The following is a 16,490-nucleotide window of genomic DNA, read 5'->3' as shown; positions in this document are numbered from 1 at the left end:
ACTGCACCCACGATCTGGAGTTCCACCGATGGCCGACACCGATGACCTACGCCGGTATCTGAAGAAGGCCGCAAAGGAGCTCTACGAGACCAAACAGCAACTGCGCGCGCTCACCGACCGGTCGCGGGAACCGATCGCGATCGTCGGTATGGCCTGCCGGTACCCGGGTGGTGTGCGCAACGCTGACGACCTGTGGCGCATGACGGCCGACGGGGTGGACGCCATCGGCGCCTACCCGGTCGACCGAGGGTGGGATCTGGACCGGCTCTACAACTCGGATCCCGATGTGCCGGGCGGCATTTACACCCGCAACGGTGGATTCCTGGACTCCGTAGGCGATTTCGACGCCGCCTTCTTCGGCATCGGCCCGCGTGAGGCCGCAGCCATGGATCCGCAGCAGCGCTTGATGTTGGAGGCGTCCTGGGAGGCGCTGGAGGATGCGGGCATCGACCCGCTGTCGCTGCGCGGCAGCGACAGCGGCGTCTTCGCCGGCGTCATCCATCAGAACTACGGTCCGCGCGTCGGAGGGCCGAACATCAGTGCCGAGACCGAAGGCCATGCCTATCTGGGTGTTTCGAACGCCGTGCTGTCCGGCCGGATCGCGTACTCGTTCGGGTTCAACGGCCCCGCCATCTCGGTCGATACCGCCTGCTCGTCATCGCTGGTGGCTGTGCATCTGGCGTGCCAGGCCCTGCGCCAGGGTGATACGTCGCTGGCGCTGGCGGGCGGGGTGACCGTGATGTCGGATCCGTCGTTGCTGATCGCGTTTGCACGGCAACGTGCTTTGTCGCCCGACGCGCGGTGTAAGGCGTTCGCGGCGGCCGCCAACGGGACCGGGTTCTCCGAAGGTCTCGGAGTACTGGTGCTGGAACGGCTTTCGGATGCTCAACGGTTCGGACATACCGTGCTTGCGGTGGTGGCCGGCAGTGCCGTCAATCAGGATGGCGCGAGCAACGGCTTGACCGCGCCGAACGGTCTGTCGCAGGAACGGGTCATCGCGGCCGCGTTGGCCAATGCTGGGCTGGCACCGTCGGATATCGATGCGGTCGAGGCGCACGGCACCGGCACGGTGCTCGGCGACCCGATCGAGGTGCGAGCACTGATCAGCGCGTACGGCACCCGTCGCGAGGGCGCGCCATTGCGGCTGGGGTCGCTAAAGTCGAACATCGGTCACACCTCGGCCGCCGCGGGGGTGGGCGGGGTGATCAAGATGGTGCAGGCCCTGCGGCACGGGGTGCTGCCGAAGACATTGCACGTGGATGCGCCCACCCCGCATGTGGATTGGTCCGCGGGCACGGTGCGGTTGTTGCAGGACAGCGAGCCGTGGCCGGTGGGGCGCCGGATCCGGCGAGCGGGGGTGTCGTCGTTCGGGGCCAGCGGTACCAACGCCCACCTCATCCTCGAGGAAGCTCCCGTCCATCCGGAGGCGTCCACGGACGGGATCGATCCGGAACCGGCCGCGAAACCCATTACAGCCGACGTCCTTCCGCTGTTGATCTCGGCCAAATCTGAGGAAGCCCTGCGCGCTCAAGCGGATCGACTGCGACAGTGGCTGATCGAGAATCCCGACATCGGCGTGCGGGACGTTGTGTACTCCCTGGCGACGTCGCGGGCGCAACTGGACCGGCGCGCTGCCCTGGTGGGGCACGACAGGGATGAACTGCTGGTCGGTCTGGCAGATCTGGCCGCGGGTTCGCACGCCGCGATCGAAGGGAATGTCGGTTCCGATCGGACGGCGGTCCTGTTCACTGGGCAGGGTGCGCAGCGAGTCGGCATGGGGGCGGACCTGTATCGAGCGTTCCCAGTATTCGCCGCCGCGCTGGACGAAGTCTGCGCCCAGTTCGATCCGCTCCTGGGCCGATCGCTCAAAGAGCTGATGTTCGCCGACGCCCACGGTGTGCTGGATCGGACCGAGTTCACTCAGCCGGCGCTTTTCGCGTTTGAAGTGGCGTTGTTCCGTCTAGTCGAATCATTCGGTGTCACGCCGGATCTGATGATCGGGCATTCGATCGGTGAGCTGGTGGCGGCGTTCGTGGCCGGAGTGTGGTCGCTCTCGGACGCCTGCACGCTGGTGGCGGCCCGAGGCCGGTTGATCGGCGCGTTGCCGGCGGGCGGCAAGATGATCGCCGTGGCGATCGGTGAGAGCCGGGCCGTCGAATTCGTCGTCGATTTCACCGACCGGGTATCGATCGCGGCGGTCAACGGTCCCTCGTCGACGGTGCTGTCCGGGGACGGCGATGCGATCGACGAACTCGAGCGGCTGCTGTCCGTCGAGGGCGTGAAGACGAATCGATTGCGTGTCAGCCATGCGTTCCACTCGGCGCGGATGAATCCCATGCTGGCCGAGTTCCGTGCCGTAGCCGCGGGACTGACGTATCGGGCCCCATCGCTGCCGGTCGTGTCGAGTATGTCCGCGACCATGGTCGCCACAGAACTGACCGATCCGGAGTACTGGGTCGAGCAGGTCCGAGGATGCGTCCGATTCGCAGCGGGGATCGACGCGTTGGTCGATGCCGGTGCACGGCGGTTCTTGGAGATCGGGCCGGATGCGGTGCTAGCGGCGATGACGCGTGGTTGTTTGGCGGAGCATCCGGAGATCGAGTCGGCGTTGTCGGTAATGGCGGTTGCCCGGCGCTCGGTCGACAATGTGGAACAGTTCGTTACCGTCCTGGCTCAGCTGCACGTCGCCGGTGCGCAGGTGGACTGGCGTGCGTGGTTCGCGGATCGGTACGTACGCCGGATTCCCCTACCCACCTATGCTTTCCAGCATCGCCGCTTCTGGTTGCCGGGCACCGTCGAGTCATCGCCGTCGTCGACCGATCATCCGATCCTGACCGGTATGGTCGGGTTGGCGGGTAGCGACGAGTGGTTGCTGACCGGCCGGTTCTCCCTGCGTACTCATCCATGGATCGCCGATCACCAAACCTCCGGCGTGGTGGTGGTGCCGAGCGCGACCTTCATCGAGCTTCTTCTCGTCGCGGGTCGCGGGATCGGTTGCGGGGTGGTCGAGGAACTGACTTTGCAGGCGCCGATACTCCCGACCGCGGATGACGAGGTCGAGTTGCAGGTGCTGGTGCAGGCGGCGGACGAGTCCGGACGGCGTCGGTTCGAGTTCTATTTCCGTCAGTCCTCCGACGCCGAATGGATCCACAACGCCACCGGTGTGTTCGGTGCCCGGTGGGAGGGCGACTCGGCGCTGATATCGCGGCTGGCGGAGGAGGAATGGCCACCGCGCGATAGCAGAATCGTCGACACTGCAGGGCATTCTGAGCGGATCGCGACGCTCGCCGGGCTCGAATACGGTCCGGCGTTCGTTGGCGTGCGTTCCGCCTGGCAACGCGGCGACACGGTGTTCTCCGAGATCGAGCTGGACACCGACGCTGTATCCGCGCCGGGGCGGCACGATCTGCACCCTGCCTTGCTGGATATGGTCATGCACGCGGGCTTCGCCGAATTGCTCTGGGGCGATGCGGATTCCGATGCCGACACCGGCAGGCTGCTGTTCCGGTGGGGCGGTGCGCGTTTTCACAGGCCGGCGTGGGCGGGCACACAATGGCCGACCACGGTGACGGCGCTTCGAGTGATCGCAGTCGCGACCGGACCCGAGACGATATCGGTCGCGGCCGTTGAGCCGGAAGGCAATCCGATCGTATCGGTGGACGCGGTGGTGATGCGTCCCCATGACCTGAAAGAATTCCGCAACAGTGTCGGTGACGAAGCGGGCCTATATCAGGTGTGCTGGGAGCCAGCTGCGGAATCGTTTGCGGCGGTGACCATCCTGGCCCCGTCGTTGGCCGTGCTCGGGACCGCTTCATTGGCGGGTATTGACACGGAATTCGCATCTGTGGCCGATATCGCCGTGTCCGAGGCCATTCCCGATGTGGTGGTGTGGCGGGCGATTGCGCCCGCCGGGGTGGATTCACTCACCGATGGCCCGGAATCGGTGCGGGCCGCTGTACAGGGAGCGCTGGCGACGGTGCAGTCCTTCCTTTCGGAAGAGCGTCTTTCCGCCGTTCGGTTGGTGGTGGTGACGACAAACGCCGTGGGGTTGCCTGATGAGGCTCCGGCTCTGGCCGCCGCTGCGGTGTGGGGTCTTCTACGCAGTGCGCAGTCGGAGCATCCGGAGCGGTTCACCCTCGTCGACGAGGACCCGGCGCACGCAGTAGACGCCGCTCGCATTGCGGCGGTTCTGCGTTCGGGCGAACCACAGACCGCTCTCCGCGGCGCGGATCTGCTGGTTCCTCGACTGGTGCGTGCGCCCGCTTCCGAAGAACCGGCGGCAAGTGTGTCCTTCGGGAATGGGACCGTCGTGATCACGGGCGGTACGGGTGGACTCGGCGCGCTTTTCGCTCGTCATCTCGTCGCCGAGCACGGGGTGCGCAGTCTGGTCTTGACCTCGCGTCGGGGACTCGACGCGACTGGTGCCGCCGAGTTGGTAGCCGAATTGGCACTGTCAGGGGCCGAGGCTCGGGTCGTGGCGTGCGATGTCGCCGACCGCGACGCGATGCGGCATCTGCTCGAGACAATCGATTCCGCCGCCCGCCCGACCGCCGTCGTGCACACTGCCGGAATCCTGGACGATGCTACCGTCGCGTCTCTGACCACTGATCAAGTCGATCGGGTGCTGGCTGCGAAGGTGGACGGGGCATGGCATCTGGATGAGCTGACGCGTGACCTGGATCTGTCCGCGTTCTTGGTGTTCTCATCCGTCGCAACGGTGCTGGGATCGTCCGGGCAGGGAAATTACGCCGCAGCCAACGGCTTCCTCGATGCCCTGGCGCAGCGACGGCGAGCCGCGGGGTTGCCGGCCACCTCCCTGGCGTGGGGCCCGTGGGACCGAGGTAGCGGTATGACCGGCGGCCTGAACCGCCTCGCACTCGCGCGCTGGGATCGTCTCGGACTCAGTCCGCTCGAAAATAATGAAGGCACACGTCTTTTCGACGAAGCGCTTACACACTTCCAGGCGTGTCTGGCTCCGATCCGGTTCGACCCGAGCGTCCTACGACGGGAGTCGGACAGCGACACGATTCCGGCCGTATTGCGCGGATTCGTGCGCCGTTCGGCCCGTCCGGCCCAGCCGCCGGCGGTCGTGACCGGCTCGCTGGCCGCCAAGTTTGCGGGTGTTCCGGAAACACGACGCAGCGAGCTTGTGCTGGAGCTGGTAATCGTCCAGGCGGCTGCCGTGCTCGGCCACGATTCGGCCGCCGCCATCCGACCCGACCAGCGCTTCGACGAGATCGGTTTCGATTCGCTCGGTGGGGTGGAGTTCCGGAACCGGATCAGCAAGGCCACCGGCCTGCAACTGCCGTCCACGCTGGTATTCGATCACCCGACCCCGGTGGCGGTGGCGAAGTTGGTACAAACCCACATCGAGCCGAGGGGCAGCGCCCCCATCAACAAGACCGTCCGCCTGATCCGGGTGGATGAGCCGATTGCCATTGTGGGTATGGGGTGTCGTTTCCCTGGTGGCGTGGCTTCGCCGCGGGATTTGTGGGATCTGGTGGTGGATGGTCGTGACGGGGTGAGCGGGTTCCCGACGGATCGGGGCTGGGATGTGGAGGGGTTGTTCGATCCTGATCCCAATGCGGTGGGTAAGTCGTATGTGCGTGAGGGTGGGTTTCTGCACGAGGCCGGGCTGTTCGATGCGGGGTTCTTCGGGATCAGCCCGCGTGAGGCGGTCGCAATGGATCCTCAGCAGCGGTTGCTGCTGGAAACGGTGTGGGAGGCGCTGGAGGATGCGGGTCTGGACCCGCGCACGCTGCAGGGCAGCAACACCGGCGTCTTCATCGGCGCGATGTACCACGACTACCCGTTCAGCGCTGCGACCGGATCGATTCTGTCCGGTCGTGTGTCGTATGTGCTTGGTTTGGAGGGTCCGGCGGTGTCGGTGGACACTGCGTGCTCGTCGAGTTTGGTGGCGTTGCATCAGGCTGCGGCGGCGGTGCGGTCGGGTGAGTGTGGCCTGGCTCTGGTGGGTGGTGTCACGGTGATGGCGACTCCAAGGACGTTCGTGGAGTTCTCCCGTCAGCGGGGACTGGCCGTGGACGGGCGTATCAAGTCCTTCGCCGAGGCTGCCGACGGCACCGGGTGGTCCGAGGGTGTGGGCGTGCTGGTGGTCGAGCGGCTCTCCGATGCCCGGCGCTTGGGGCATGACGTGCTTGCCCTCGTGCGTGGAACGGCGGTGAACCAGGACGGCGCAAGTAACGGGTTGACTGCGCCGAATGGGCCGTCGCAGCAGCGGGTGATTCGGCAGGCACTGGTCAACGCGGGTGTGAGCGCGGGCGAGGTGGATATCGTAGAGGCGCACGGTACCGGGACGACGCTGGGTGACCCGATCGAGGCTCAGGCTCTGCTGGCGACCTATGGTCAGGATCGGCCGGTGGATCGGCCGTTGTGGCTGGGATCGTTGAAGTCCAATATCGGGCATACCCAGGCTGCGGCGGGTGTGGCCAGTGTGATCAAGATGGTGCAGGCCATGCGTCACGGGGTGATGCCGAAGACTCTGCATGTGGATCAGCCGACCTCGCAGGTGGATTGGGACAGCGGCCGGGTGGAGTTGCTCACCGAGCAACGGGCATGGGACAGCGAGGGTCGCCCTCGCCGTGCGGGTGTGTCCTCGTTCGGGATCTCGGGCACCAACGCACACGTCGTGCTGGAACAGGCCCCCGACGAAACCGGCAGTGGTGCTTCTGTCGGGAGTGGTGGAGTGGTCGATGGTGCTGGTATGAGCGGCCAGGTGGTGCCGTGGGTGGTGTCGGCGCGTAATGCGCAGGCGCTGGCCGAGCAGGCCCGGCGGTTGTCGTCGTTCGTCTCCGAACGTCCGGATCTGGACACGACGGATCTGGCGTGGTCGCTGGTATCGACCCGAGCGAAGTTCGAGCATCGGGCGGTGGTGTGCGGCAGCGATCGTGAACAGTTGATGTCGGGGTTGACCGCACTGGCCGAAGGCCGGGAAGATCCCGCTCTGGTCCAGGGAGTGGCCCGCACAGCGGGCAAGACCGTGTTGGTGTTCCCTGGGCAGGGCGCGCAGTGGGCCGGGATGGGACGACAGTTGCACGATGTGTTCCCGGTGTTCGCTGCGGGCTTCGACGAGACGGTGGCACTGCTGGAACAGCAGTTGGGGGCGTCGGTGCGTGACGTGGTCTGGGGTTCGGATGATTCCCTGGTCGATGACACTATGTACGCGCAGGCGGGTCTGTTCGCGGTGGGGGTGGGGTTGCATCGATTGCTGACATCGTGGGGGGTGGCCCCTGATCTGGTAGGCGGTCATTCCGTCGGCGAGATTACTGCGGCCTATGCGGCCGGGGTACTGACTCTCGCCGATGCGGCGGTGCTCGTGGCGGCACGTGGACGGTTGATGCAGGCATTGCCCGAGGGCGGGGCGATGATTGCCGTGGCTGCCGGTGAGGACTCGGTGGTGGCGCTGCTGCAGGAGCTGGGAACCGATATCGCGGTTGCGGCGGTCAACGGTCCGGACTCTGTGGTGGTTTCCGGTGCCCGAGACCTGGTCGTTCTTGCGGCTGAGCGGTTGCAGGCGGCTGGGTATCGGGTGAGCTGGCTGCGGGTTTCGCATGCCTTCCATTCCCCGTTGATGGAACCGATGCTGCGGGAGTTCACCACGGTGGTGTCAGGGCTTTCCTTCGCTGCACCCTCCATCCCGATCGTGTCCAATCTCAGTGGAGATCTGGCTGGTGAAGAGTTGCTGTCGGCGCAGTACTGGGTGCGGCATGTGCGGGAAACGGTCCGTTTCGCCAAGGGGATCCAGACGTTGCACAACGCCGGGGCCGGTGTGTTCGTTGTGGCCGGCCCAGACGGCGGGCTGAGTTCCTTGATCAGCCAGAGTCTGGACGGGTCCGCCGGAGCCGACATCACACAGGTAGTCCCGGTCCTGCGGAAGAACCGCGGTGAGGCCACGACGCTGCTCGCTGCGGTGGCCGAGTTGTATACCGCTGGTGTGGACATGGACTGGGCGGTGTTGTGGGCTGGTCGGCGGCCGCGTCGGGTGGAATTGCCGACCTATGCCTTCCAACGGCAACGGTATTGGCTCGAGGCAACCTCGGTATCGGGGGATGCAGTATCGCTGGGTCAGGCCGCGGTCGATCATCCGTTGTTGGGTGCGGTGGTGGCCGCTCCGGATTCCGGTGGTGTCGTGGTGACCGGGCGGTTGTCGCTGCAGACCCAGCCGTGGTTGGCCGATCACATGGTCGGCGGGCTGGTGTTGTTCCCCGGGACCGGATTGGTGGAACTGGCGGTTCGTGCCGGTGACGAGGTTGGTTGCACCTTGTTGCGGGAATTGACGCTGGTGACATCGCTGGCGTTGCCGGACATCGGTGGCGTCCAGATTCAGGTCATCGTCGGCGCCGCCGAAGAGCGAGGAGACCGTAGCGTTTCGGTGTACTCACACAACGAAACCGATGCCGAGCATGCGTGGGTGTTGCATGCGCAGGGTGTGCTCGGTGACGAGATGACTGTTCCCGACGCAGCGGTATCGCAGTGGCCGCCCCTGGGGGGGCAAGAGATCGATATCGATGGGTTTTACGACCGGCTGGCCGAGGCTGGCTACCAATACGGTCCCGCGTTCCAGGGTTTGCGTGCGGTGTGGCGTCAGAGGGAGGAATTGTTCGCCGAGGTGGTGTTGCCTACCGATACCTGTAACGGCGCCGATCGGTTCGGGTTGCATCCGGCGTTGCTGGACGCGGTCCTGCATGTGTCGATGATCGGTGCCGGGAGTGGTGGCGGGAACCCGATGCTGCCGTTCGCGTGGGAGGACGTCAGCCTGCATGCGTCCGGGGCGGCGATGTTGCGGGCCCGGATCACTCCCGGTGACTCCGATGCCTTCGCGGTGGAGGTCACCGATCACTCCGGTCGCCCGGTCATGTCGATTGGGTCGCTGACCGTACGGGCGGTGCAAACCGACCGCCTGGTGGCGTCTGGAGATTCCGACCGACTCCACACTCTGCAGTGGTCTCCACTGCCGGTTCCAGCTCACGGCACCGACGTCAAGTACATCGAGTGGGCGGAGGTTTCGGAATCGGGACCGTTGCCCACGGTGGTGGTCCTGGACTGTCGCGACCACGACACCGAGACCGAGGTATTGACGGGTGTGCGTGGCCTGACCCATCGGGTGCTGGTGGCGCTGCAAACCTTTTCGGTCCAGGAACGATTCGCTGCGAGCACATTGTTGGTGGTGACCAGCGGCGCGGTCACCACGACCGGGGAACCGGTCACCGATCGGGCCGGAGCGGCGGTGTGGGGTTTGGTGCGCTCGGCCCAGGCCGAAGATCCGGGCCGGATCCTGCTCGCTGACACCGACACGGGGCTTGCCGCGACGGTGGCCGCAGCGATCGCCACCGGGGAACCACAGCTGATGGTCCGGAGCGATGTCGTCCACGTGGCTCGGCTGACACGTCTGCCCGCGCTAACTGTTGAGGACAGCACGATTTGGTCGCGGGTGGCCGCTGGCACCGTCGTGATTACCGGTGGTACGGGTGGTCTGGGTTCGTTGATGGCCCGGCACCTGGTCACCGCGCACGGTGTGTCGTCGCTGGTGTTGGCCAGCCGCCGGGGAATCGCCGCGCCTGGAGCCGAGAAACTCGTTGAGGAATTGGTCGTTCTGGGTGCCCAGGTGCGGGTTGTGGCGTGTGATGTGTCGGTTCCGGCGGGTGTGGCGAAGTTGCTGGCCGCAGTGCCTGAGCGGTTCCCGGTGACAGGTGTGGTCCACGCTGCGGGTGTGCTCGACGATGGTGTGATCGCCTCGCTGACACCGCAACGGTTGAACGCGGTGCTGGCTGTCAAAGCGGACTCGGCCTGGTACCTGCACGAGGCGACCCGGGATCTGGACCTGGCGATGTTCGTGTTGTTCTCCTCGGTGGCAGGCACTATGGGCGCTGCGGGACAGGGTAATTACGCGGCCGCCAACATGTTCCTCGATGCCCTGGCCACCCAGCGGCGTGCGCGGGGACTGGCTGCGACCTCGATCGCCTGGGGACTGTGGGCATCTTCGACCGGGATGACCGGCCATCTGGGCGGAGGCGATGCCGCACGGATGAGCCGCGGCGGGGTCCTGGGACTGTCGGACAAACAGGGGCTGGCGATGTTCGACCGAGCCGTGCGTGAAGATCGGGCCGACGTGGTTGCGGTCCGTTTCGATACCGCCGCTCTAGCCGAGCACGCGCGCGCTGGAATGCTGATCCCGCTGTTGCGGGAGCTGACAATGGGATCCTGGCGAGCCGCCGCAGTATCAGCGGATGTGGTCCAGGTGTCACAATTGCGGCAGCGTCTGACCGGGCTTGCAGAAGCCGAGCAGCTACAGATCCTGCTGGATGTGGTGCGTTCACAGGTCGCCGCAGTACTGGGGCATGCCAGCTCGGCCGCGGTGGATCCGGAGCGGGCGTTCACCGAGGCCGGGTTCGATTCGTTGACCGCGGTGGAGCTGCGCAACCGGTTGACCGGTGTCACGGGGCTCCGGTTGCCGACGACGTTGGTGTTCGACCATCCGAACCCTGCTGCACTGGCGGCGCATCTGACCGAGCAAGTCAGGCCCAACGGGAAAGACCAGTCCACAGATGAAGTAACGATTAGAGAGCTATTGGCGTCAATCCCGCTGGACAGAATCCGCAGGGCGGGCTTGCTGGATGGCTTGTTGGACCTTGCGAAATCATCGCAGTCGGAAGCCAAGAAGGAGGATCTTGATTATGAGCAAGCGATCGAATCGATGGACGCTGAGGAGCTCATCAGGTTGGCACCCGGGAACTCTGATGACTGAGCTGAGCCGGTGAGCCCTCGACTCGCTCCTTCACGATATGGCATCTGTCCAGACGCCGAGTTTATCTCGCGAGTGGGTCAGACTGGACGAAAGGTATTGGCATGAGCGCCCTTGCCAGCGGAAATCCGTGGCTCCGTAATCTCTTCCCGACCGCAAAGAATGACGCCCGACTAATATGCTTCCCGCATGCCGGAGGAGCGGCTAGCTATTACATCCCAATGGCCAAGGCTCTGGAGTCGGTCGTGGATGTGACGGCGATTCAATATCCTGGCAGGCAGGATCGTCGGAGCGAGTGTCCGGTCGGTGATATCGGCACTCTCGCGGATCGAATCGTCGAGGTCTTGGATGCCATCCAAGACGAAAGTCCAGTGGCTTTCTTCGGGCATAGCATGGGGGCAGTTGTCGCGTTCGAGGTTGCGCGACGCCTGGAGCATCTCCGTGCGAACACGCCGGTTGTTCTGTTCGCCTCGGGAAGGCGTGCGCCGGGAATCCAGCGCCAAGAGGCTGTGCATAAATATGGCAACGATGGCCTTGTCGCCGAGATCCGCGCTCTCGGAGGTACGAATTCTTCTATGTTTGACGACGACGAGCTGATACGCATGATACTGCCCGCGGTGCGTGCCGACTATCGAGCGATAGAGTCCTACGTCTGCGCGCCAGAAGCGGTGATCGCCTGTCCGATAGTGGCGGTACGGGGGATCGACGATCCGCGTGTAAGCCTCAGTGATGCCCAGGCTTGGGGAAACCATACGACAAGCAAATTCGGTCTACACACTATGCCGGGAAATCACTTTTATATCAATGGTCAGCTCGATGGGTTGACGGCGTTGGTACGGAGTGAGTTGGATGAGCTGTCTGATTCCGCAGGCCTTGAAGGCTCTCGGAACACGCCCTAGCACGACGGTTGTATTTCGTTGTTTTGCGTTGGTGTCGACGCTGGGATAGCTTTCCTCGTTGTGTTGGGTGATGTTGTGGCCGAGGATGTTTCGGCGTGGCGGGTGGGTTTCGATGGGGTGTTCGCTCGGGTGGCTGGGGTGTTCTATCGGGCGGAGCCGCGGCGGTGGGCGAAGGCGTATCTGACGGGGTTGCTGGCGCCGGTGGAGCGGAAGAACTCGTGGCAGTTGTCCGAGGCCGCCGGGCAGGTGGATCCGAGCCGGTTACAGCATTTCCTGAATCGGTCGCGATGAGATGCCGATGCGCTGCGTGATTGTCTGCGTTCGTATGTGGCCGAGGCGCTGGCCTGTCCGGATGGCGTCTTGGTCCCGGACGAGACCGGGTTTCTGAAGAAGGGTGTGCGCTCGGCGGGGGTGCAACGCCAGTATTCGGGCACGGCCGGGCGAGTGGAGAATTCCCAGCTCGGGGTCTTCCTGGCCTATGGGGGCGCTCGGGGCGGGCGCTGATCGACCGAGACCTCTACCTGCCTGAGTCGTGGATTGGTGACCGGGACCGCTGTACCGATGTCGGGATCCCTGAAAGTCGTTGCAGTGCCGGTCTTCTGACCAAGTCGAGGTTGGCGGAGATGATGATCGCCCGAACCCTGGACGCCGGAGTGAGCGCGGGATGGGTGGCCGCGGACGCCGCCTATGGCCGCGATGGCCGGTTCCGGGCGTTCTGCGAGGCCCGGCGCCTGTCCTACGTTCTGGAAGTACCGGTCCGTCAGACCGTGACCGATCTCGACGGCCGCCGACGCGTCGACACCCTGGTCGGGCGGGCTCCCGTCGAGGCTTGGCATCGGGTATCGGCCGGACTCGGCGCGCGCGGAGAACGTGTCTACGACTGGGCGCGGGCAACACTGCCCAATTTCGGTGACCTCCCAGCGGGGTACGCGCGGACGCCACTGGCCCGCAGATCCCTCGACAACCCGACCGAAATCGCCTACTACCTGTGCTTTCACCCCGCCACGATCGAGCGCGAACAAGTCGTCGCGGTCGCCGGGGCCAGGTGGGCGGTCGAGGAATGCTTCCAAGCCGCCAAGGACCAATGCGGCCTGGACCACCACCAGGTCCGCAAATGGGAACCCTGGTACCGCCACATCACCCTCGCCATGCTCGCCCACGCCTTCCTCGCCGTCACCGCCACCGACCCAAAAGCCCACGCGGGCTGGGCCCACTCACAATCGCCGACATCCGCCGTCTCCTGGCGATAGTGCTGCACCCAGCCCGCACCCTCACCCACGCCCCGGCCGCCTCCCACTGGCGACGACACCACCAACACCACACCCGACGACTCCGCTACCGACGAAACCGATTATGAAACAACGAAATACAACTGTCGTGCTAGTAGCGAGTGTCAACGGCCACGAGGTGGCTGTACGGCGGACTTCGGTAGACGACTGGCGAACACATAAGTCCAGCTGTGCCCGCCGAGGTCGCGGTGCGAGGAATCGTCAAACCCTGTGGATCTGCAGGTTCCAAACGACCTCCGTTCCGGCGGCGGTCGTGTCAGTTGTTGACTGCGGGGTGGTGTCGGCGGGCGTGTACGAGCAACTTGCCATTGTGGAACAGGGCGCCGGCGCGGACGAGCGCGACCAGTTCGGGTTCGTTGACCTCGCTGGCGCGCCTGGGCGGTCTCGATGAGCTTGTAGGCCATGGCGATTCCCGCTGCTCGTGAACCTGAACCTTGGTGACCTTGGTTCGAAGTGCCCGGACGCGAAGGTCCACTCGATCGGGTTCGTGGTGTGCAAATGGATCCAATGCTCGGCCGGATATTTGAAGAACTCCAGCAGGACATCGAGATCATCGGTGATCTTCGCGACCTCTTTGGGATATTTTGCGCCGTAGTCGATTTCGAATGCCTTCACGGCCAGCTGTGCGCGGTCGATGTCTTTGGCGTTGTAGATCTCCTTCATCGCCGCGAGCGTGCCTGGATGTGCCGATCTCGGCAGTGCGGCAAGTGCATTCGTCGATTTGTAGAACCCAGCAACGCTGTTCTCGCGTTTCGGGGAGCCCAGCGCCCGGCCTCGTCGACCTGGTCGGCGTGCTGGTCGATGTAGGCGGCGACCTCGCCTGCAGCGCCGCCGCCAGCATCGCCCGCGCGCACGATTTCATCGATCGGTTAGCCCCAACGCGTCGCCGGACACGCCGCCTGGATTGGAGTCCTTCGCCGCCGTCGATTACCGAGCATGGGACGTGTCTTCCCGACCGGCGTTGGCGCGCCGGAAACGGTCAAAACCCTTGGATTACTTAGTCATACGGGAAGGTACTCCTTCCCGGTCGGCCACAGATTCTGAGCATTGCTCGGAGGTGAACTCCTAAGGGAACTTGGGCTGATACTTCACTACGCAAAAGTGGCTCTCGCTGAACGAATTATCGTGGCTCACGTGTGGTCAGATGTGGGATTTCGTGACCTCGCCGTGGCCCGCAGCACGCCGACGGGTTGCGATGGCATGGAGGCGGTCATACAGGAACCAAGCCCTCCACTTGCGCACTATGGCTCGCGATACTCCCAGTGCACGCATAATCTCGGTATTACCCGAGCCTGTAGCACATACCATTACGATCCGCGACCGAATCGACAACGGCTGAGCCTTCTTTCGGCGTCGTTCGCGCCCTTCCAACACTTGACGTTCGGAATTCGGCAACTGGGCAGGCCTAACCTTCGGCGACGACACTTCTACAGTCTATGCCGCCGACGAACTTCCGACTCAGGACACTACTGCAGCGTGCCGTTAACGTGCCCCCATTTCGTCGCCCTCGTCACTACCGGAACGCGATGCGAGCGGGGGTATCCCGGACGGATGTGTCAGAGTGTCTGCATGAACGTCAAAGACCGGGCCATCGCGTGCGGCTACGGAGCTGCCTGGTCGCTGATTAGGGCCATGCCGGAGAGAACGGCCTACTGGCTGTTCGACCGCATCGCCGACCGTCTCTGGAAGCGGCGCGGCACCCAGGTCCTGCAGTTGGAGGCGAACCTGCTCAGGGTCCTGGGCAAGGACACGACGCCGGAGCTTCTCGCCGAGATGTCCCGCAAGGGCATGCGATCTGCGCTGCGGTATTACAGCGAGGCGTTCCGGATGAACGGGTGGGATCGACAGCGCGTCCTGGACAGTGTCGACATCGCAGACGAAGACCGTGCACGCGTCGCCGAGGCGGTCCACTCGGACCGCGGCGTCGTACTGGCGCTCGGCCACACCGGCAACTACGACCATGCCGGAGCGTGGCTCATCGCGACGCACTCGATCGAGTTCACCACTGTCGCCGAGAACCTCAAGCCCGAAGCGGTCGCAGAACAGTTCTGGGACTACCGCCGCAAGCTCGGGATGGAAGTGCTGCCGCACGACGGCGGACCATCGGTCTTCGAGACCTTGGCGCGGCGGCTTCGGGAAGCCCGCATCGTCTGCCTCGTCGCGGATCGCGATCTCGGCGCCTCTGGGATCCCGGTGGAGTTCTTCGGCGAAACCACACGGATCGCCGCCGGACCGGCGGCACTGGCAGTACAGACCGGCTGCGGGCTGTATCCGGTGAATCTGTGGTATCCGAGTCCAGGTCGGATGGGCATCAGAGTTCATCCTGAGATCCCAGTGCCACTCGAAGGCACTCGGCAAGAGAAGATCGCCCAGATGACTCAAGCGCTCGCAGACGCCTACGCGGACGGGATCGCCGCCCATCCCGAAGATTGGCACATGTTGCAGAAGTACTTCCTGGCCGACCTGGATCCCGGCAAGAAGCCACGACCGACCTGGCGACTGTCGCCAAAGGCCCATGATCATGACAGTCCGGCCTGATTCGCCTCTATGCCTCGGGCATCGCCCGCGGCATCCCGTCACTTCGTGATATTGTTGGGTAGCATGGGGTTTCGTGCTGGTTGATGAGGATCTGGCTGCGTGGACGGCTGGGCTGGAGGGGTTGTTCGCGCGGGTTGCGGGGCGGTTTCATCGGGCGGAGCCGCGGTTGCGGGCGCGGGCGTATGTGCGGGGCCTGCTTGCGCCGCTGGCGGGGAAGAACGGCTGGACCTTGGCTGAAGCCGCGGGTGATCTGACACCGAACGGGATGCAGCGGCTGTTGAACAAGGCGGCGTGGGACGTCGACGGAGTCCGCGATGAGGTGCGCGCGTATGCCGTCGAGCATCTGGGCGACGTGGACGGTGTGCTGGTTGTCGACGAGACAGGATTCCTGAAGAAGGGAGTGAAATCGGCTGGGGTGCAACGGCAATACTCAGGAACAGCTGGCCGGGTGGAGAACTGTCAGCTCGGCGTGTTCTGCGCGTACACGACCGTGAAGGGCCGCGCCCTGATCGACCGGGAGTTGTATCTGCCGAAGTCGTGGACCACCGATCGGGACCGCTGCCGGGAGGCCGGGGTGCCCGGCGAGGTCGACTTCGCCACGAAACAGGTTCTGGCACAAAGGATGCTGGCGCGTGCGCTGGATGCGGGTGTGCCCGCTCGCTGGGTCACCGCCGACGAGGCCTACGGCGGTGATTCGAAGTTCCGCAGATGGCTCGAACAACGGCGGATCGGATATGTGGTGGCGGTACCCAGCAGTGCGCCGATCGTGTCCCTGTCCGGCAGCTGGCGCGCCGACCAGGTCGTCGCGGACGCACCGCCCGACGCATGGAAGCGACGCAGCTGCGGCGAAGGCGCGAAAGGCCCCCGACTGTTGGTGGAGGAGGCTGCATCGCTGGCAGTGGAAGGACATTCGCCGACGACTCAGCGACTACTCCGGTCGCTGGTCACGACCATCGGCGGATGGGATCGAACTGTTCGACCTCGCCGCGGTGCCGATCACTC

At 64.8% G+C, this 16,490-nt stretch carries 3 protein-coding genes and 3 pseudogenes; 5 read left to right on the top strand and 1 reads right to left on the bottom strand.

Annotated features, from left to right (window positions below; all coding sequences use genetic code 11):
* Position 1: 1 nt before the first annotated feature.
* The 3 genes and pseudogenes from AC3EO7_RS35945 to AC3EO7_RS35935 all read left to right on the top strand — a co-directional run bounded on the left by AC3EO7_RS35945 (position 2) and on the right by AC3EO7_RS35935 (position 12,911).
* A complete protein-coding gene (locus AC3EO7_RS35945; RefSeq protein WP_435593652.1) occupies positions 2-10,765 on the top strand; it encodes a type I polyketide synthase in 10,764 nt (3,587 codons plus the stop codon).
* A 101-nt stretch (positions 10,766-10,866) separates the two neighbouring features.
* Positions 10,867-11,661: a thioesterase II family protein gene (locus AC3EO7_RS35940; RefSeq protein WP_435593648.1), complete on the top strand. Its 795-nt coding sequence runs from the start codon at positions 10,867-10,869 to the stop codon at positions 11,659-11,661.
* 60 nt (positions 11,662-11,721) lie between these two features.
* A pseudogene (locus AC3EO7_RS35935) lies at positions 11,722-12,911 on the top strand (IS701 family transposase).
* 240 nt (positions 12,912-13,151) lie between these two features.
* Here AC3EO7_RS35935 and AC3EO7_RS35930 read toward each other — a convergent pair.
* Positions 13,152-13,707: pseudogene (locus AC3EO7_RS35930) on the bottom strand (transposase); the annotation flags it as partial.
* An 812-nt stretch (positions 13,708-14,519) separates the two neighbouring features.
* Here AC3EO7_RS35930 and AC3EO7_RS35925 point away from each other — a divergent pair.
* Positions 14,520-15,488 (top strand): phosphatidylinositol mannoside acyltransferase, encoded by a 969-nt coding sequence (locus AC3EO7_RS35925; RefSeq protein ID WP_435593647.1) that lies wholly within the window; start codon positions 14,520-14,522, stop codon positions 15,486-15,488.
* Positions 15,489-15,564: 76 nt separating this feature from the next.
* Positions 15,565-16,476, top strand: a pseudogene (locus tag AC3EO7_RS35920) (IS701 family transposase); the annotation flags it as partial.
* Positions 16,477-16,490: the final 14 nt, after the last annotated feature.

It is taken from the genome of Nocardia sp. bgisy118 (genome assembly GCF_057708605.1).
Note: the sequence above shows the minus strand (reverse complement) of the source record. Positions and strands in the feature narration are given on the sequence as shown.

Coding starts and splice junctions, on each gene's coding strand:
- AC3EO7_RS35925 (WP_435593647.1), top strand. CDS start 14,520: ATGAACGTCAAAGACCGGGCCATCGCGTGCGGCTACGGAGCTGCCTGG.
- AC3EO7_RS35940 (WP_435593648.1), top strand. CDS start 10,867: ATGAGCGCCCTTGCCAGCGGAAATCCGTGGCTCCGTAATCTCTTCCCG.